This is a genomic window from Blastococcus sp. TF02A-35 (assembly GCF_004571075.1).
Classification (GTDB): Bacteria; Actinomycetota; Actinomycetes; order Mycobacteriales; family Geodermatophilaceae; genus Blastococcus.
The window spans coordinates 1-18595 of record NZ_SPQP01000003.1 but is presented as its reverse complement, the minus strand read 5'-3'; the positions used below and the strand labels follow the sequence as shown (position 1 = coordinate 18595).

General features: G+C 74.0%; 15 protein-coding genes. 14 read left to right on the top strand and 1 reads right to left on the bottom strand.

Annotated features, from left to right (window positions below; all coding sequences use genetic code 11):
* Position 1 precedes the first annotated feature (1 nt).
* From E4P43_RS01775 to E4P43_RS01715, 13 genes are read left to right on the top strand one after another with little or no spacing between them, the layout of a single operon-like run.
* Complete coding sequence (locus E4P43_RS01775; protein ID WP_135143710.1) at positions 2-1324, top strand: NADH-quinone oxidoreductase subunit D; 1323 nt, start codon at positions 2-4, stop codon at positions 1322-1324.
* On the top strand, positions 1321-2370 hold the full coding sequence (gene nuoE, locus E4P43_RS01770; RefSeq protein WP_135143709.1) for an NADH-quinone oxidoreductase subunit NuoE: 1050 nt from the start codon (positions 1321-1323) through the stop codon (positions 2368-2370). The genes E4P43_RS01775 and nuoE overlap by 4 nt, the downstream gene beginning before the upstream one ends.
* Positions 2371-2373: 3 nt before the next feature.
* Positions 2374-3717, top strand: a complete 1344-nt coding sequence (gene nuoF / locus E4P43_RS01765; RefSeq protein ID WP_135143708.1) for an NADH-quinone oxidoreductase subunit NuoF — start codon at positions 2374-2376, stop codon at positions 3715-3717.
* 5 nt (positions 3718-3722) lie between these two features.
* Positions 3723-6209 carry an NADH-quinone oxidoreductase subunit G gene (locus E4P43_RS01760; RefSeq protein WP_245158883.1) on the top strand — a complete coding sequence of 829 codons (2487 nt, stop codon included), beginning with the start codon at positions 3723-3725 and terminating at the stop codon, positions 6207-6209.
* Entirely contained in the window at positions 6206-7672 is a 1467-nt protein-coding gene (nuoH, locus tag E4P43_RS01755; RefSeq protein WP_135143707.1) for an NADH-quinone oxidoreductase subunit NuoH, read from the top strand. Before E4P43_RS01760 ends, nuoH begins: the two co-directional genes overlap by 4 nt.
* Positions 7665-8273 (top strand): NADH-quinone oxidoreductase subunit NuoI, encoded by a 609-nt coding sequence (gene nuoI / locus E4P43_RS01750; protein ID WP_245158882.1) that lies wholly within the window; start codon positions 7665-7667, stop codon positions 8271-8273. Before nuoH ends, nuoI begins: the two co-directional genes overlap by 8 nt.
* On the top strand, positions 8270-9094 hold the full coding sequence (locus tag E4P43_RS01745) for an NADH-quinone oxidoreductase subunit J (protein ID WP_135143706.1): 825 nt from the start codon (positions 8270-8272) through the stop codon (positions 9092-9094). The genes nuoI and E4P43_RS01745 overlap by 4 nt, the downstream gene beginning before the upstream one ends.
* Positions 9091-9390: an NADH-quinone oxidoreductase subunit NuoK gene (gene nuoK, locus E4P43_RS01740; protein ID WP_135143705.1), complete on the top strand. Its 300-nt coding sequence runs from the start codon at positions 9091-9093 to the stop codon at positions 9388-9390. The genes E4P43_RS01745 and nuoK overlap by 4 nt, the downstream gene beginning before the upstream one ends.
* 21 nt (positions 9391-9411) lie before the next feature.
* A complete protein-coding gene (gene nuoL, locus E4P43_RS01735; RefSeq protein ID WP_209313682.1) occupies positions 9412-11316 on the top strand; it encodes an NADH-quinone oxidoreductase subunit L in 1905 nt (634 codons plus the stop codon).
* 28 nt (positions 11317-11344) lie between these two features.
* The gene (locus tag E4P43_RS01730; RefSeq protein ID WP_135143704.1) at positions 11345-12940 is read left to right on the top strand and encodes an NADH-quinone oxidoreductase subunit M; all 1596 of its coding nucleotides are present in this window, start codon (positions 11345-11347) and stop codon (positions 12938-12940) included.
* Positions 12937-14475: an NADH-quinone oxidoreductase subunit NuoN gene (gene nuoN, locus E4P43_RS01725; RefSeq protein WP_135143703.1), complete on the top strand. Its 1539-nt coding sequence runs from the start codon at positions 12937-12939 to the stop codon at positions 14473-14475. The genes E4P43_RS01730 and nuoN overlap by 4 nt, the downstream gene beginning before the upstream one ends.
* 1 nt (position 14476) lies before the next feature.
* The gene (locus E4P43_RS01720) at positions 14477-15529 is read left to right on the top strand and encodes a polyprenyl synthetase family protein (protein WP_135143702.1); all 1053 of its coding nucleotides are present in this window, start codon (positions 14477-14479) and stop codon (positions 15527-15529) included.
* 11 nt (positions 15530-15540) lie between these two features.
* The gene (locus E4P43_RS01715; protein WP_135143701.1) at positions 15541-16665 is read left to right on the top strand and encodes a PQQ-dependent sugar dehydrogenase; all 1125 of its coding nucleotides are present in this window, start codon (positions 15541-15543) and stop codon (positions 16663-16665) included.
* Here the strand turns inward: E4P43_RS01715 and E4P43_RS01710 are convergent.
* A complete protein-coding gene (locus E4P43_RS01710; RefSeq protein WP_209313681.1) occupies positions 16649-17320 on the bottom strand; it encodes a pyridoxamine 5'-phosphate oxidase family protein in 672 nt (223 codons plus the stop codon). The two genes, E4P43_RS01715 and E4P43_RS01710, sit on opposite strands and share 17 nt — an antisense overlap.
* Before the next feature lie 92 nt (positions 17321-17412).
* Here E4P43_RS01710 and E4P43_RS20365 point away from each other — a divergent pair.
* Positions 17413-18595 (top strand): PLP-dependent aminotransferase family protein (locus E4P43_RS20365; RefSeq protein ID WP_135143699.1); only part of this gene is annotated, 1183 nt, incomplete at its 3' end.

Sequence of the window (18595 nt, the reverse complement as noted above, 5' to 3'; positions counted from 1 at the left end):
GATGACGACCACCAGCGACCCCTACGCCGGGTCCCGCGAGACCACCGAGGGGCGGGTCTACACCGTCACCGGTGGGGACTGGGACGCCACGCTCGGGGCCGACCCGCACGAGAACGAGCGGCTCGTGGTCAACATGGGCCCGCAGCACCCGTCCACCCACGGCGTCCTGCGGCTCGTGCTCGACCTCGAGGGCGAGACGGTCACCAAGGCCCGCGTGGTGATCGGCTACCTGCACACCGGCATCGAGAAGAACACCGAGTACCGCAACTGGGTGCAGGGCACGACCTTCGTGACCCGCATGGACTACCTGGCCCCGCTGTTCAACGAGGCCGGCTACTGCATGGCCGTCGAGAAGCTGCTGGGCATCGAGGTGCCGCAGCGCGCGCAGACGGTCCGCGTGCTGGTCATGGAGCTCAACCGCATCGCCTCGCACCTGGTCGCCCTGGCCACCTTCGGCATGGAGATGGGCGCCCTCACGGGCATGACGAACGGCTTCCGCGAGCGGGAGATGGTCCTCGACCTGCTCGAGGAGATCACCGGCCTGCGGATGAACCACGCCTACATCCGGCCCGGCGGGCTGGCCCAGGACCTGCCCGAGGGGGCGGTCGAGCACATCCGCGAGTTCCTGCAGGTGATGCCGAAGCGGGTCGCCGACTTCCACCGGCTGCTCACCGGCCAGCCGATCTGGCAGCGCCGGCTCAAGGACGTCGGCTACCTCGACGTCACGGGGTGCCTGGCCCTCGGCGTCACCGGCCCCATCCTGCGCGCGGCCGGCCTGCCCTGGGACCTGCGCAAGGTCGAGCCCTACCTGGGCTACGAGACCTACGACTTCGAGGTCCCGACGGCCGACACCTGCGACGCCTGGGGCCGCTACCTCGTGCGCATGTCCGAGGTGAACGAGTCGCTGAAGATCATCGAGCAGGCGCTGGACCGGCTCGTGCCGGGACCGGTGATGGTCGGCGACCGCAAGATCGCCTGGCCGGCGCAGCTCTCCCTCGGCCCGGACGGCATGGGCAACTCCCCCGAGCACGTCGCGCACATCATGGGCCAGTCGATGGAGGCCCTGATCCACCACTTCAAGCTGGTGACCGAGGGCTTCCGGGTGCCGGCGGGCCAGGTCTACGTGCCGGTCGAGTCGCCCCGCGGCGAGCTCGGCTACCACGTCGTCAGCGACGGGAGCACCCGCCCGTGGCGCGTCCACGTGCGCGACCCCAGCTTCGTGAACCTGCAGGCCACAGCGGCGATGAGCGAGGGCGGCATGATCGCCGACGTCATCGCCGCGATCGCATCGATCGACCCGGTGATGGGGGGCGTCGACAGGTGAGTGCACTTCCCGGCAGCCCCGAGGCGGCGCTGACGACCGGGCTGGACGACAGCCCGGTCCTGCCCGCCCCGGCCGACCTGCCACCGCTGACCGAGCAGACCCGGGTCGAGGCGCGGGAGATCATCGCCCGCTACCCGGTCGCCCGCTCGGCGCTGCTGCCGATGCTGCACCTGGTGCAGAGCTACCAGGGCTACGTCAGCCCCGAGGGCGTCGCGCTGTGCGCCGAGGAGCTCGGCCTGACCAAGGCCGAGGTCGGCGCGGTCGCGACGTTCTACACGATGTACAAGCGGCGGCCGACCGGCCGGCACCTGGTCAGCGTCTGCACCAACACGCTGTGCGCCGTCCTCGGCGGCCAGCGGATCATGGACGCGCTCTCCGCCGACCTCGGCGTCCACCACGACGAGACCGCCGCCGACGGCTCGGTCACCCTCGAGCACGCCGAGTGCCTGGCCGCCTGCGACTACGCGCCGGTGGTCACCGTCGACTACGAGTTCTACGACCAGCAGGACGTCGACAGCGCCCGCGCCCTGGTCGAGGCCCTGCGCCGCGGGGAGAAGCCGCACCCCACGCGCGGTGCCCCGCTGACCGACTTCCGCGGCATCTCCCGGCAGCTGGCCGGCTTCTCCCAGCACGCCGACCAGGCCGCCGCCGCGGCCGCCGTCGACGCGCCCGGCGAGTACGGCCCGACGCTGGTCGGGCTGCGGCTGGCGGCCGAGCGCGGCGAGCAGGCGCCGCCGATGACCGGCCCGGAGGCCGAGCCGGCCGACGCCGGGGAGCCGGAGGAGACGGTCCGCCCCTCGGGCGACACCGGCGAGACCCCGGGCAAGGAGGCCGCCGACGCCCGCGTCGCCGCGGCCGGCACCCCCGCGGAGAAGGCCGGCGCCGCCGCCTCGCACCCCGACGCACCGGAGCCGGCCGGCCGCTCGCTGGCCGACCAGGACTCGGGCACGCAGACCCCCGCCGGCCAGGAGCCCGGCACGGGTGGCCAGGGGCCCGACGGCCCGCCGAAGACCATCGAGGGCCGCGGCCCGCAGCGGAGGCGATGAGCGATGCCCCTGAGCCCCGTCCTCACCTCGCGGTGGGGTGCCGACCAGTCCTGGCGGCTGTCGACCTACGAGTCGATGGACGGCTACACCGCCCTGCGCACCGCGCTGTCGATGAGCCCCGACGAGCTGGTCACGATGGTCAAGGACTCCGGGCTGCGCGGCCGCGGCGGCGCCGGCTTCCCCACCGGCATGAAGTGGAGCTTCATCCCGCAGCCGAAGCCGGGCGAGACCCCGACCGGCCCCGCGGCGATGCCCAAGTACCTGGTGGTCAACGCCGACGAGGGCGAGCCGGGCACCTGCAAGGACCTGCCGCTGATGATGGCCGACCCGCACTCGCTCATCGAGGGCGTGGTCATCTCCGCGTACGCGATCCGCTCGCACTTCGCCGTCATCTACGTCCGCGGCGAGGCGGTGCACGCGCACCGCCGGCTCCTGAACGCGGTGGGGGAGGCCTACGCGGCCGGCTACCTGGGCCGCGACGTGCTCGGCTCCGGCTACGACCTGGAGCTGGTCGTGCACGCCGGTGCCGGCGCCTACATCTGCGGCGAGGAGACGGCGCTGCTGGAGTCGCTGGAGGGCTACCGCGGCCAGCCCCGGCTCAAGCCGCCGTTCCCGGCGGTCGCCGGCCTCTACGGCTCGCCCACGGTCATCAACAACGTCGAGACGCTGGCCAGCGTCCCGTTCGTCGTCCGCGGCGGGGCGGAGTGGTTCAAGGCGTTCGGCCCCGAGAAGTCGCCCGGGCCCAAGATCTACTCGCTGTCCGGCCGCGTCGTCCGCCCCGGCCAGTACGAGGCCCCCATGGGGACGACGATGCGCGAGCTGCTCGAGATGGCCGGGGGCGTGCGCCCCGGCCACGAGCTGAAGTTCTGGACGCCGGGCGGCTCGTCGACGCCGTACTTCACCGCCGACCACCTCGACGTCCCGCTGGACTTCGACTCGGTCGGGGCGGCCGGCTCGATGCTCGGCACCACCGCGCTGATGGTGTTCGACGAGACCGACTCGATCGTCGAGGCCACCCTGCGGTTCACGCAGTTCTACGCGCACGAGAGCTGCGGCAAGTGCACCCCGTGCCGGGAGGGCACGTACTGGCTGGTCCAGATCCTGCAGCGGCTGGTCGACGGGCAGGGCACCGCCCAGGACCTCGACCTGCTGGTCGACACCTGCGACAACATCCTCGGGCGCTCGTTCTGCGCGCTCGGCGACGGCGCCACCAGCTGCATCTCCAGCTCGCTCAAGTACTTCAAGGACGACTACGTCGCCCTGCTGCCGCCCGAGGAGCAGGCCCGCCTGGGTCGCAGCCTCCGACTCGAGCCCGTGGGAGCCGCCGCAGTGAAGGTCGCATCGTGACACTCGTGAACCCGACGCCGGCGCCGGCCGTGCCCCCGGGCGCCCCCGGCCCGCACACCCCGCCGGACGCCGTCCACTGCACCATCGACGGGTTCGACGTCGCCGTGCCGAAGGGGACGCTCATCATCCGGGCCGCCGAGATGATCGGCGTGCAGATCCCGCGGTTCTGCGACCACCCGCTGCTGGAGCCGGTGGGTGCCTGCCGGCAGTGCCTGGTCGAGGTGGAGGGGCAGCGCAAGCCGGTCGCCTCCTGCACCATGCCGGTCACCGACGGCATGGCGGTGCGGACGCAGCTGTCCAGCCCGGTCGCCGACAAGGCGCAGCAGGGCACGATGGAGCTGCTGCTGATCAACCACCCGCTCGACTGCCCGGTCTGCGACAAGGGCGGCGAGTGCCCGCTGCAGAACCAGGCGATGAGCAACGGGCGGACCGAGAGCCGGTTCGAGGGCGAGAAGCGGACCTACCCCAAGCCGCTGCCGATCAGCACCGAGATCCTGCTCGACCGCGAGCGCTGCGTGCTGTGCGCCCGCTGCACCCGGTTCTCCGAGCAGGTGGCCGGCGACCCGTTCATCGAGCTGTTCGAGCGCGGGGCGCTGCAGCAGGTGGCGGTCTACGAGGACCAGCCGTTCGAGTCCTACTTCTCCGGCAACACCACCCAGATCTGCCCGGTCGGCGCGCTCACCAGCGCCCAGTACCGGTTCCGCGCCCGCCCCTTCGACCTGCGCAGCGAGCCCAGCGTGTGCGAGCACTGCGCCTCGGGCTGCGCGATGCGCACCGACTACCGGCGCGGCAAGGTCACCCGGCGGCTGGCCGGCGAGGACCCGGCGGTCAACGAGGAGTGGACCTGCGACAAGGGCCGCTACGCGTTCCGCTACGCCACGTCGAACGAGCGGCTGACCACCCCGCTGGTCCGCCGGGACGGCGTCCTGCAGCCGGCCTCGTGGCCGGAGGCGTGGGCCGCCGCGGCCGCAGGCCTCCTGCAGGCGCGCGCCGAGGGCGGCGTCGGGGTGCTGCCCGGCGGCCGGCTCACCCTCGAGGACGCCTACGCCTGGGCCACCTTCGCCCGCGTGGCGCTGGGCACCAACGACGTCGACGCCCGCGCCCGCGCCCACTCCGCCGAGGAGCTGGCGTTCCTCGGCGCGGCCGTGGCCGGCACCGGCCCCGCGACCGGCGCGGTCACCTACGACGACCTCGGGTCGGCCCCGGCGGTCCTGCTGGCCGGGCTCGAGCCGGAGGAGGAGTCGCCGATCCTCTTCCTGCGGCTGCGCCGGGCCGTGCGCACCGGGAAGCTCGCCGTCTTCGACCTGGCCCCGTACGCCACCCGGGCCGCGGAGAAGCTGCAGGCCACCGTGCTGGCCACGCTGCCCGGCGCGGAGGCCCGCTCGCTGCTGGCGCTGGCCGACGGCAGCTGGGGCGGCCCGGCCGTCGAGGCGCTCCGGCAGCCGGGCGCGGTGCTGCTCGCCGGCGAGCGGCTGGCCGAGGTGCCCGGCGCCTTCACCGCCCTCGTGGCCCTGGCCCGGGCCACCGGCGCCCGCCTGGCCTGGGTGCCACGCCGCGCGGGTGAGCGCGGCGCCGTCGAGGCCGGGGCGCTGCCGAGCCTGCTCCCCGGCGGCCGCAGCGTCGCCGACGCCCAGGCGCGGGCCGAGGTGGCCGCGCTCTGGGGCGTCGACCCCGCCGCGGTGCCGGCCGCACCGGGCCGGGACCTCACGGGCATCCTCACCGCCGCGCGCAGCGGCCGGCTGCCGGGGCTGCTGGTCGGCGCCGTCGACCCCGGCGACCTCCCGGACCCGGCGCTGGCCCTCGCGGCGCTGGACTCGGCCGCGTTCGTCGTCAGCCTGGAGATGTTCCCCAGCGAGGTGACCGAACGGGCCGACGTCGTGCTGCCCGTCGCCGCCGCCCCGGAGAAGGCGGGCACCTACCTCGACTGGGAGGGGCGGGCCCGCTCCTTCGACGCCACCCTGCACGGGACCGGCACGCTCACCGACGGGCGGGTGCTCCACGGCCTGGCCGAGGAGATGGACGTCGACCTGCGGCTGCCCACGCCCGAGGTCGCGCGGGCCGCGCTGGCCGCGCTGGGCAGCCGGCGCTCCGCGGCCGGCGAGGGGCCCGACGTGGCCGCCCCCGCCGCGCCCGTGCTGCGCGACGACGAGGCGCTGCTGGCGTCCTGGCGGCAGCTGCTCGACGTCGGCACCCTCCAGCGGGACGAGCCGGAGCTCGCCGGGACCGCCCGGCACCCCGTCGCCCGCGTCGGGGCGCAGACCGCGGCACGGCTCGGCCTGGCCGACGGGGACCGGGTCACCGTCGGCGGGACCACCGGCTCGGTCAGCCTGCCGGTCCGCATCACGCCGATGCCCGAGCAGGTGGTGTGGCTGCCGATGCGGTCACCGGGCAGCGAGATCCGCGTCCAGCTCGGCACCGGGCCGGGCGGCATCGTGCGGCTGGCCCGCACGAGCGCTCCCGTCGTGGCCGACCTCGCGGGCGGTGCGTCGTGAACCTCTGGGCAGCGGCCGACCAGCCGACGCTGGAGGACTTCGGGCACGACGTCTGGTGGATCGTGCTTCTCAAGGTCGTCGGCATCTTCGGCGTCCTGGTGCTGATGACGCTGTTCGCGATCGTCTTCGAGCGCAAGGTCGTCGCCCGCATGCAGCAGCGGATCGGCCCCAACCGGGTCGGCCCCCGCGGCTACCTGCAGAGCCTGGCCGACGGGCTGAAGCTGGCGTTCAAGGAAGACATCATGCCGGCGCTGGCGGACAAGCCGGTCTACTTCCTGGCCCCGGTGATCGCTGCGATCCCGGCGTTCCTCGCCTTCTCGGTGATCCCCCTGGGCCCGACGGTCAGCATCTTCGGCGAGCGCACCCCGCTGCAGCTCACCGACGCCCCGATCGGCGTGCTGGTCGTCCTGGCCTGCTCCGCGATGGGCGTCTACGGGATCGTGCTCGCCGGCTGGGCGTCCGGCTCCACCTACCCGCTGCTGGGCAGCCTGCGCAGCGCCGCCCAGATGGTCAGCTACGAGATCGCGATGGGCCTGTCCATCGTCGCGGTGTTCCTCTACGCCGGGTCGATGTCCACCTCCGAGATCGTCGCCGCGCAGGCCGACGGCAACCAACTGGACTTCTTCGGCCTCCAGTTCACCGGCCCGAGCTGGTTCGCGGTCCTGCTCCCGGTCTCGTTCGTCATCTACGTGATCGCCGTCGTGGGCGAGACGAACCGGGCACCGTTCGACCTGCCCGAGGCCGAGAGCGAGCTGGTCGGCGGCTTCCACACCGAGTACTCGTCGCTGAAGTTCGCGCTGTTCTTCCTGGCCGAGTACATCAACATGGTCACCGTCTCCGCCCTGGCCGCGACGCTCTTCCTCGGTGGCTGGCGGGCGCCCTGGCCGATCTCGGTCTGGGACGGCGCGAACACCGGCTGGTGGCCGCTGCTGTGGTTCTTCCTCAAGGTCGTCGCCGCCCTGTTCGTCTTCATCTGGCTGCGCGGCACGCTGCCCCGGCTGCGCTACGACCAGTTCATGCGCTTCGGCTGGAAGGTGCTGGTGCCGACGGCGCTGGTCTGGATCCTCGTCGTCGCCACCATGCGCACGGTGTCCCGCGAGGCCGACCTCTCCACGGGGCAGGTCGCGCTGTTCGTCGGCGTCCCGGCGGCGCTGCTGGTCCTCGCCGGCCTGCTGCTGGCCAGCCGGTCGGCCAACAGCGACACCCGGGTGATGGCCGAGCAGGCCTCGGCGGGCGCGGTGCACGCCACCGACCCCGAGCCCGAGGTGCTGCCCCCGGCGGCCGCGCGCCGCCGCCCGGCCGGGGCACCGAGCCGCGCCGAGGGCGGCTTCCCCGTGCCCCCGATGGACCTGAAGGTGCCGCCCTCGCCGCGTCTGCGCCGGGAGGGCGCCGACGCCGGCGGAGCAGTGGTCGGCACCGGCCGCCGGGGCACCGCGACGATCGAGGAGGACGGCGATGTCTGAGCCCACCGGCTCCCGGCCCGGCGAGCAGGACCTGGTGCGGAGGACGGCGGCCGAGGTCGGCACGTCGTCGTCCCGGCCGGCCCTGCGCGACGCGGTCACCCCGGCGCCCGCCCAGGGCTTCGGCGTCACCTTCGCGCAGATCTTCCGCACGGTGACCACGGAGCAGTACCCGTTCGAGCCCAAGGTGACCAAGCCGCGGTACCACGGCCGGCACGTGCTCAACCGGCACCCGGACGGGCTGGAGAAGTGCGTCGGGTGCGAGCTCTGCGCGTGGGCCTGCCCGGCCGACGCGATCTACGTGGAGGGCGGCGACAACACCGGGGACGCCCGCTTCTCACCCGGTGAGCGCTACGGCGCGGTCTACCAGATCAACTACCTCCGCTGCATCTTCTGCGGGCTGTGCATCGAGGCCTGCCCCACCCGCTCGCTGACGATGAGCAACGACTTCGAGCTGGCCGACGACAACCGCCGCGACCTGATCTACACCAAGGAACAGCTCATGGCCCCGCTGCTGCCCGGCATGGAGGCGCCCCCGCACGCCATGCGCCTGGGCGAGGACGAGAAGGACTACTACCTGCGCGCGCCGGAGGCCCGGCCGTGACCCCCGGGGACGCGGACGTCGTCATCGGCACCGGCGAGGCCGTCGTCTTCTGGGTCCTCGGGCCGGTCGCGCTGGCCGGGGCGCTCGGCATGGTGCTCAGCCGCAACGCCGTGCACTCGGCGCTGTGGCTGGTCAACACGATGCTGGCGCTGGGCGTCTTCTACGTCGTCCAGTCCGCGCCCTTCCTCGGCGCGGTCCAGATCATCGTCTACACCGGCGCGATCATGATCCTGTTCCTCTTCGTGCTCATGCTGGTCGGGCGCGACTCGTCGGACTCGGTCGTGGAGACCCTGCGCGGGCAGCGGGTCGCGGCCACCGTCCTCGGGCTGGGCTTCGCCGGCCTCGTCGGTGCGGGGATCGCCCGGGCCACCGAGGACCTGCCGGTCGCCGGGCTCGGCGACGCGCAGGCCGAGGGCAACATCCCGGCCATCGCCGAGCTGCTGTTCACCCGGTACCTGCTGGCCTTCGAGGTCACCAGCGCGCTGCTCATCACCGCCGCCGTCGGCGCGATGGTGCTGGCGCACATCGAGCGCGAGCCCGGCAGCCGGCAGACGCAGAAGGAGCTGTCCCGGGCGCGGTTCCTCACCAGCGACCGGCCGCAGACCCTGCCCGGCCCCGGCGTCTACGCCCGGGCCAACTCCGTCGCGGCACCCGCGCTGCTCCCCGACGGCCGGACGCTCGACGAGACGGTGGCCACCGGTGTCGAACCCCAGGAGGTCCAGCAGATGCCCCGTCCCACCGGCCGCGAGCAGCTGGGCAGCCCGGACGCCGCGCTCGGCACGCTCGACCCCGCCCCGGCGGACAGCGGGGAGCAGCGGTGACCATCAGCTACTACCTGGTCCTCGCCGCGATCCTCTTCACGATCGGCGCCGTCGGGGTCCTGGTCCGCCGCAACGCGATCGTCGTGTTCATGTGCGTCGAGCTGATGCTCAACTCGGTGAACCTGACGCTGGTCACCTTCGCCCGCGCCACCGGCACCGTCGACGGCCAGATCATGGCGTTCTTCGTCATGGTCGTCGCCGCGGCCGAGGTCGTCGTCGGGCTCGCCATCATCATGTCGATCTACCGGACCCGCCGGTCCGCCTCGGTCGACGACGCCAACCTGCTGAAGTACTGACCGGGGACGGGGTCGACGGACATGGGCACCGTGCCTGCTGAAGGGCTGCTCGCCGCCTCCTGGCTGCTGATCGCGCTGCCGCTCGCCGGCGCCGCCGTCCTGCTGCTGGGTGGCCGCCGCACCGACCGGTGGGGCCACCTGCTGGGGACGGCGACGGTCGTCGCCGCCTTCGTGCTCGCCGTGGCCTGCACGGTGCAGCTCGCCGGGACCGACGGGCGCTCGGCCGACGTCGAGCTGTTCACGTTCATCTCCGCCGGCGACCTCGACGTCACCGCGGGGCTGCTCTACGACCCGCTGTCGGCGGTGTTCGCGCTGCTGATCACCGGCGTCGGATCGCTGATCCACGTCTACTCGATCGGCTACATGGCGCACGACCCCGCCCGCCGGCGGTTCTTCGCCTACCTGAACCTGTTCGTGGCCGCGATGCTGCTGCTGGTCCTGGGCAACAGCTACGTCGCGCTCTACGTCGGCTGGGAGGGCGTCGGTCTCGCGTCCTACCTGCTGATCGCCTTCTGGTACACCCGCCCGGCCGCGGCCACCGCGGCGAAGAAGGCGTTCATCATGAACCGGGTTGGCGACGTCGGGCTGGCGATCGCCATCTTCATCATGTTCGCCCAGCTCGGGACGACGTCCTACGCCGGCGTGCACGGGACCGTCGGCACCCTCGCCGGCGGGACCATCACCGCGATCGGGCTGCTGCTGCTCCTCGGCGCCTGCGGCAAGTCCGGCCAGTTCCCGCTGCAGGCCTGGCTGCCGGACGCGATGGAGGGCCCGACCCCGGTCTCGGCGCTCATCCACGCCGCGACCATGGTCACCGCCGGCGTCTACCTGATCGCCCGCTCCGCGCCGATCTACGACCTGACGCCCACCGCCCGCGCCGTCGTCCTCGCCGTGGGCGCCCTGACCCTGCTGGTCGGGGCCATCGCCGGCTGCGCCTACGACGACATCAAGAAGGTCCTGGCGTACTCGACGGTCAGCCAGATCGGCTACATGTTCCTCGCCGTCGGCCTGGGCCCCGCGGGGTACGTCGCCGGCCTGGCCCACCTGCTGGCACACGGCTTCTTCAAGGCCGGCCTCTTCCTCGGTGCCGGCTCGGTCATGCACGCGATGGACGACTCGGTGGACATGCGCCGCTTCGGCGGGCTGTGGCGGAAGCTGCCGGTCACCTTCGCCACCTTCGGCCTGGGCTACCTGGCCCTGATCGGCTTCCCGTTCCTGTCGGGCTACTTCACCAAGGACGCGATCATCGAGGCGGCGCTGGACCGCGACGACGTCTGGGGCTGGGTCCTCGGCGGCGTGGCCGTGCTCGGCGCGGGGTTGACCGCGTTCTACATGACCCGGCTGATGCTCATGACCTTCTTCGGCCGGGCCCGCTGGGAGGACGGCCTGCACCCGCACGAGTCGCCGACGGTCATGACCGCCCCGATGGTCGTGCTGGCCGTCGGCTCGGTGTTCTCCGGCGCGCTCCTGGTCTCGGTGGTCCCCCTGTCGGGCTGGCTGGAGCCGGTGTTCGGCGAGCCGGAGGAGGCGGCGCACGTCGTGGCCCCGGCCCTGGTCGGGCTGGTCGTGACCGTCGTGATGCTGCTCGGCGTCCTGGCGGCCTGGCTGTTCGTCGGCCGCCGCGAGGTGCCGGTCACCGCCCCCGTGCGCGTCTCGCCGGTCACCCGGGCTGCCCGCAACGCGCTCTACGCCGACGCGGTCAACGAGTCGCTGTTCATGCGGCCCGGCCAGTGGCTGACCCGCGCGCTGGTCTGGTTCGACAACCGCGGCGTCGACGGCGCGGTCAACGGCCTGGCCGCGGGCCTGGGCGGGTCGTCGTCGCGGCTGGGACGGGCGCAGACCGGCTTCGTGCGGACCTACGCCCTCGGCATGCTCGGCGGCGCCGTCATGGTGGCCGGGGCCCTGCTGGCGGTGACGGCGGGATGACCTCCTCGACTTCCGGAAAGGGCGCCTCGTGAGCGACTTCCCCTGGCTCCTGCTCATGATCGCGCTGCCCGCGGTCGGGGCCGCCGTCGTGGCCGCGCTGCCGCGCGGGCGGTCCCTGCTCGCCAAGCAGGTCGCCCTCGGCGTCAGCCTCGCGGTCCTGCTGCTGGCGGTCCTGGCCACGCTGGCCTTCGACCCCGACGGCGACCGGTTCCAGCTGACGACGTCGGTGTCGTGGATCCCCGACTTCGGTGCGGACTTCGCCCTCGGCGTCGACGGCATCGCCCTGGTGATGCTGCTGCTCATCGGCGTGCTGGTGCCGCTGGTCGTCGGGGCGTCCTGGCACGAGGCGGACACCGGCCCCCGCCCGCCGCGGGTCTTCTTCGCCTGGCTGCTGCTCCTCGAGGCGATGATGGTCGGCGTCTTCGCCGCCGTCGACGTGCTGCTCTTCTACGTCTTCTTCGAGGCGATGCTCGTCCCGATGTACTTCCTGATCGGCAGCTTCGGCGGGCCGCGGCGGCAGTACGCGGCGGTCAAGTTCTTCCTCTACAGCCTCGTCGGCGGGCTGATCATGCTGGCCGCCGTCATCGGCCTGTACGTGGTGAGCACCAGCCAGCTGGGGGAGGGCACCTTCGCCTTCGACGCGCTGCGTCAGCTGGACATCGACCCCGACGTGCAGAAGCTGCTGTTCCTGGGCTTCTTCGTCGCCTTCGCGATCAAGGCGCCGCTGGTCCCGTTCCACACCTGGCTGCCCGACTCCGGCGCCGAGGCCCCGATCGGCGGGGCGGTGCTGCTGGTCGGCGTCCTGGACAAGGTCGGCACGTTCGGGTTCCTGCGCTACTGCCTGCCGCTGTTCCCCGACGCCTCGCGGTTCTTCGCGCCGTTCGTGCTGGTCCTGGCCGTGGCCGGCATCCTCTACGCGGCGCTGCTGGCCATGGGGCAGAGCGACATGAAGCGCCTGGTGTCCTACACGTCCATCTCGCACTTCGGGTTCATCGCGCTGGGCATCTTCGCGTTCACCACCGAGGCCGGCACCGGTGCGGTGCTCTACATGGTCAACCACGGCATCGCGACGGGGCTGCTCTTCCTCGTGGTCGGCATGCTCATCGCCCGCGGCGGGTCCCGGGAGATCGGCGACTACGGCGGCGTCGCGCGGCACGCACCCAAGCTGGCCGGCGCCTTCCTGGTCGCGGGCCTGGCGTCGCTCGCACTGCCGGGCACGAACAGCTTCGTCAGCGAGTTCCTGGTGCTCATCGGCTCGTTCCCCGAGCGCCCGGTCTTCACCGTCGTGGCGACCGCCGGCATCATTCTGGCCGCGCTCTACATCCTGCTGATGTACCAGCGCACGATGCACGGCCCGCCCCGCGGCGTGCTGCTGGCCGACGCCGGCCCCGAGGCGCCGCAGGAGGCGCAGCAGGCCCACGGCGCGACCGCCACGCTGACCGCGCCGACCCGCACCCTGCGCGTCACGGACCTGAGCCGCCGCGAGCTCGCCGTGGTCGCCCCGCTGGTCGCGCTGATCATCGGGCTGGGCGTGTACCCCCAGCCGCTGCTGGACCTGATCGAGCCCGCCGTGAGCGCCACCCTGAGCGACGTCGGCACCGACACCGGAGGAACGGACCGATGATCGAGGTGCCCGACCTCTCCTTCGCCGCGCTCGCCCCGCTGCTGCTGGTGCTCGGCGCCGCGTGCCTCGGGGTGCTCGTGGAGGCGTTCGCCCCGCGCGACGTGCGCCACCCGGTGCAGGTGGCGATCGCCCTCGTCGGCACCGGCGGCGCGCTCGTGGCCACGCTGCTGCTCGCCGGCACGCACGAGGTCACCGCGGGCGGCGCGCTCGCCGTCGACGGGGCCGCGCTGTTCCTGCAGGCCACGATCGCCGGGCTGGGGGCGCTGTCCATCCTGCTGTTCGCCGAGCGGTCCCTGGACCCGGCGCGGTCGGCGTTCGTCGTCAGCGCGGCGGTGCCGGCCGGCAGCCCGCGCGACCGCGAGCTCGTGACCACGCCCCGCGTGCAGACCGAGGTCTACCCGCTGGCCACCTTCGCCATCGGCGGCATGATGCTGTTCGTCGCGGCCAACGACCTGCTGATCATGTTCGTGGCGCTGGAGGTGCTCAGCCTGCCGCTGTACCTGATCAGCGGCATGGCCCGCCGTCGCCGGCTCCTCTCCCAGGAGGCGGCGGTCAAGTACTTCCTCCTCGGTGCCTTCGCGTCGGCCTTCTTCCTCTACGGCCTGGCCCTGGTCTACGGCGCCACGGGCAGCGTCCGGCTGAGCGACATCCGCGCGGCGGGGCCCGACGGCGGCGGTGACGTGCTGCTCGTCCTCGGGCTGGCCCTGCTCGTCGTCGGGCTGCTCTTCAAGGCCAGCGTGGCGCCGTTCCACACCTGGACGCCCGACGTCTACCAGGGCGCCCCGACGCCGGTCACGGCGTTCATGGCCGCCTGCACCAAGGTGGCGGCCTTCGGCGCCATCCTCCGGCTGCTGTACGTCGCCTTCGGCACCGCCGAGTGGACCTGGCGGCCGCTGGTCTACGCCGTCGCGATCGTCTCCATGGTCGTCGGCGCGGTGCTGGGCCTGACCCAGACCGACCTCAAGCGGATGCTCGCCTACTCGTCGGTGGCGCACGCGGGCTTCCTGCTCACCGGCGTGCTGGGCCTCGGTGGCGGGGGAGAGGGCTCCGGCCTGGCGGCCACGATGTTCTACCTGCTCACCTACGGCCTGACCACGCTCGGCGCCTTCGCCGTCCTGACCCTCGTGCGGGACGGCGACGGCGAGGCCACCCACCTGTCGCAGTGGGCCGGGCTGGGGGCGCGCTCGCCGCTCACGGCCGCGGTGATGACCCTGTTCCTGCTCGCCCTGGCCGGCATCCCTCTCACCGCCGGGTTCACCGGCAAGTTCGCGGTGTTCCGCGCGGCCATCGAGCAGGGCGCCTGGCCGCTGGTCGTCGTCGCGCTGCTGGCCAGCGCCGTGGCGGCGTTCTTCTACCTGCGGGTCATCGTGCTCATGTACTTCTCCGAGCCGGTGGCCGACGGCCCGACGGTCGGCGTCCCCGGCGTCCCCACCACGGTCGTGCTGGCGGTGACGGCGACGGCCACCCTGGCTCTGGGCATCCTGCCCGGGGCGGTGCTCGAACTCGCCGAGCAGGCGGCTATCTTCGTCGGTTGATATGACCGGAGCCCGTGCCGCGACCGACGGCACCCCCACCGAGGTCTGGCACCGGATCTCGACGCCGGCCTCGACCATCGGCCCCTGGCTCCCCGAGGGGGAGCTCGGCGCCGCCCTGGCCGAGGGGCTGGCCCGGGTGGAGTCGCGGCTGGCCGTGGCCGTCGGCAGCGAGCACCCGTTCGTGCGCGAGGCCGCCGGCCACCTCATGGCCGCCGGCGGGAAGCGGTTCCGCCCGATGCTGGCGCTGCTGGCCGCCCAGCTCGGCGACGCCGACGCGCCCCAGGTGACCGAGGGCGCCGTCGTCTGCGAGCTGACCCACCTGGCCACGCTCTACCACGACGACGTCATGGACGAGGCCGCCGTGCGCCGCGGGGCCCCGAGCGCCAACAGCCGGTGGAGCAACAGCGTCGCCATCCTCACCGGCGACCTGCTCTTCGCCCGCGCCTCGGACATCCTGGCCGACCTCGGGCCCGACGCCGTCCGGGTGCAGGCCCGCACCTTCGAGCGGCTGGTCACCGGCCAGATCCAGGAGACCGTCGGCGCGCAGCCCGGCGAGGACCCGGTCGCCCACTACCTGCAGGTGCTGGCCGACAAGACCGGCTCGCTGGTGGCGACCTCCGCCCGCTTCGGCGCCGAGTTCGCCGGGGTGCGGCCGGACCTGGTCGAGGCGCTGACCGCGTTCGGCGAGGAGGTCGGCGTGGCCTTCCAGCTCTCGGACGACCTGCTCGACATCGTCACCGACGGCGCCTCCGGAAAGCTGCCGGGCACCGACCTGCGCGAGGGCATCGCGACCCTCCCGGTGCTGTTCGCGCTCGCCGGCGAGGACCCGGCCGAGGCCCGGCTGCGGGAGCTGGTCGCCGCACCGGTCACCGACGACGTCGAGCACGCCGAGGCGCTGGCGCTGCTGCGGGCCTCCCGCTCGCTGGCCCGCGCGACGGAGGTCCTGCGCGAGTACGCCGACCGCGCCCGCGCGCGGCTGGGCGACGTGCCGGCCGGCGACGTGCGGGACGCGCTCTCCGCGCTGTGCGACTACGTGGTCACCCGCACCAGCTGATCGGGACCACCATGCCGGGGGCCACTGCGCGCGAGCTGGTGGTGGGCCCCTGCCTCGCGGCGCTGCTGCTGGCCGGCTGCTCCTCCGCCACCCTGCACGTCGACGAGGCCCCGCCACCTCCCTCGGCGCCCGGCCTCCGGGTCGAGGTCGTGGCCGGCGGGCTGGACCACCCGTGGGACGTCGTCCAGGCGCCGGACGGGACCCTGCTGGTCGACGAGCGCTCCGGCGGCCTCACCGCCGTCCTGCCCGACGGCGAGGTGCGCGAGGTCGCCGCCGACTTCTCCGACCTGTTCGCCGACGGGGAGACCGGCCTCATGGGCCTCGCGCTGGACCCGGCGTTCGAGACCGACCGCCGCCTGTACAGCTGCCAGGGGCACACCGACGGCGACATCCGGGTGGTCGCCTGGGAGGTCGCCGGGGACTGGTCCTCGGCGACCCGCGTGGCCGACCCGCTGGTGGGCGGGCTGCCGCTCAACGAGCGCAGCGGACGGCACGGCGGGTGCCGGCTGGAGTTCGCGCCCGACGGGGCGCTGCTGGTCGGCACCGGCGACTCCGCGCGCGGCACGGTGGCCCAGGACGCGGGGTCGCTGGGCGGCAAGGTGCTGCGCGTCGACCCGTCGTCCGGCGAGGTGGCGGTGTGGACGTCGGGGCACCGCAACGTGCAGGGGCTGGCGGTACGGCCCGGGACCGGGCAGGTCTTCTCCGTCGAGCACGGTCCCGACCGCGACGACGAGGTCAACCTCCTCCGGGAGGGCGGCAACTACGGCTGGGACCCCGACGGCGGCGGCTCCTACGACGAGAGCGTGCCGATGACCGACCCGGCGATCGACGGTGCGGTCGAGGCGGTGTGGTCCTCCGGGCAGCCGACGCTGGCCACGAGCGGCGCCACGTTCGTGACCGGCGAGGAGTGGACGAGCTACGACGGGCTGCTCCTCGTGGCCCTGCTCAAGGCGCAGGGGGTGCTGGCCCTGCGGCTCGACGACGACGGCGCCGTGGCCGAGCAGTTCGGCGTCCCCGAGCTCGAGGGCACCCACGGGCGCATCCGGACCGTCCAGCAGGGCGGCGACGGCGCCCTCTACGCCCTCACCGACAACGGCGGGGACGACCAGCTGCTGCGGGTCACGCCCCGGGGCTGAGCCGGCGCTCCCGCACGTGGGGCGGGACCGGCGTCCCCTCGGGGAGCAGCGGGCAGGGCTCGGGCTCCCCGGCGACCGTCCGCAGGGGCAGCACCCCGGCCCACACGGGCAGCGCCAGGTCCCGCTCGTCGTCGCCCGGCGGGCCGGTGCGGACCTTCACGCTGGCCTCGCCCAGGTCCAGCGCGAGGACGGCGGTGGCGGCGAGCTCCTTGCGGTCGGGCAGCCGGGCCGTCGTCCAGGAGCCCGGCGCGAGCTGCTCGGTGAGCGCCTCCAGGGCGAGCAGGCGCTCGTCGTGGTCGGTGACCACCCGGGCGGTGCCGTGCACCACGGCGCACCGGTAGTTGAGGGAGTGGTGGAAGGTCGAGCGCGCGTAGACGACCCCGTCGAGGTGGGTGACCGTGAAGCACACCTGGACGCCGGCGGCCGACGCCCGCAGGGACGCCGCACCCGTGGAGCCGTGCACGTAGAGGGTCTCGCCACGGCGGCCGTAGCCGGTCGGCAGCACGACCGGTGCGCCGTCGAGCACCACGCCCAGGTGGCCGACCAGGCCGGCGTCGAGCACGGCGTACAGGTCGGCCCGCTCGGTGCGGGCGCGCTTGGCACCCCGGCGCACGGTGCTGCGGGGCGTGGGTGAGAGCGGGGCGGCGGTGTCCACGGTGATCATGCTGCTAGGACCAGTGGCATCCTGGAACGGCCAATCCGCCGGCTTTCCGGCAGTCCACTCCTGCCGGTCGAGGGGGATGCGCCGTGGTCGACGTTCCGCCCGTGGTGCTGGACCGCGCCTCGCGCACGCCGCTGCCGGTGCAGCTGGCCGACGCGCTGCGCGCCGCGACCGCCGACGGCACGCTCCGGCCGGGTGACCGGCTGCCCTCCACGCGGGAGCTCGCCGCCGCCCTGGGCGTCAGCCGGACCGTCACCTCGGCCGCCTACGACCAGCTGCTGGCCGAGGGCTGGGCCGGTGCCCGCCGCGGCGCGGGAACGTACGTGCTGAGCGCGGTGCCGCCGTCCGCCACCGCCCCTCCGCACCGGGGCGGTCGGCCGGCGGCCTCCTCCGAGCTGGTCGACCTCCGGGCCGGGGCACCGTGCCTGGAGGTCCTCGAGCGGGGTGCCTGGCGTCGCGCCTGGCGGGCCGCCGGGGACTCTCCGCCCGACCGGGGGCCCGAGCCCGCCGGGGACCCGGGCTTCCGGGCCGCGGTCGCCGAGCACCTGCTCCGGCACCGGGGCCTCGTGGCGGGAGCCGACGACGTGCTGGCGACGACCGGCACCTCGGCCGCGGTCGCCGAGGTCGCCCGCCTGCTCCCCGCCGGCAGCCGGGTGGCGGTGGAGAACCCCGGCTACCAGCGGGTGGTCGGCGCCCTGCGCGACGCCGGGACCGAGGTGGTGCCCGTACCGGTGGACCGCGACGGCCTGGTGGTGGACGCGGTCCCGGCCGACGTCGCCGCCGTCTACTGCACGCCGGCCCACCAGTACCCGCTGGGCCGCCGGATGGCCGCGGAGCGGCGGCTGGCGCTCGTCGCGCGGGCGCGGGCGGAGGGCTGGTGGGTGCTGGAGGACGACTACGACGGCGAGCTGCGCTACGACGTCGCCCCCCTGCCGCTGCTGGGCGCGCTCGGTCCCGACGTCGTGGTGCACCTCGGGACCGCGGGCAAGATCGTCAGCCCCACGCTCGGCGTCGGCTGGATGGTGGCTCCGCCGGTGCTGCGGGACCTGGTGGTGGAGCGGCGCACCCGCACCGGGGCCCGCCCGCCGCGCGCCGGGCAGCGGGTGCTGGCCGCGATGGCCGCCTCCGGCGACCTGGCCCGGCACCTGCGCCGGCTGCGCCGCGAGCTCGCCGGCCGCCGCGAGGAGGTCTTCCGCACCGACGAGCAGCGCTACCGGGTTGCCGAGCGGCTGCAGCGGCTCAACGAGCTGGGCTTCGACGTCGGAGATC

Bases quoted from the DNA above. Each gene is read 5' to 3' on its own strand.
- E4P43_RS01775 (WP_135143710.1), top strand. From the start codon at position 2: ATGACGACCACCAGCGACCCCTACGCCGGGTCCCGCGAGACCACCGAG.
- nuoF (WP_135143708.1), top strand. From the start codon at position 2,374: ATGCCCCTGAGCCCCGTCCTCACCTCGCGGTGGGGTGCCGACCAGTCC.
- nuoI (WP_245158882.1), top strand. From the start codon at position 7,665: ATGTCTGAGCCCACCGGCTCCCGGCCCGGCGAGCAGGACCTGGTGCGG.
- nuoL (WP_209313682.1), top strand. From the start codon at position 9,412: ATGGGCACCGTGCCTGCTGAAGGGCTGCTCGCCGCCTCCTGGCTGCTG.
- nuoN (WP_135143703.1), top strand. From the start codon at position 12,937: ATGATCGAGGTGCCCGACCTCTCCTTCGCCGCGCTCGCCCCGCTGCTG.
- E4P43_RS01720 (WP_135143702.1), top strand. From the start codon at position 14,477: ATGACCGGAGCCCGTGCCGCGACCGACGGCACCCCCACCGAGGTCTGG.
- E4P43_RS01715 (WP_135143701.1), top strand. From the start codon at position 15,541: ATGCCGGGGGCCACTGCGCGCGAGCTGGTGGTGGGCCCCTGCCTCGCG.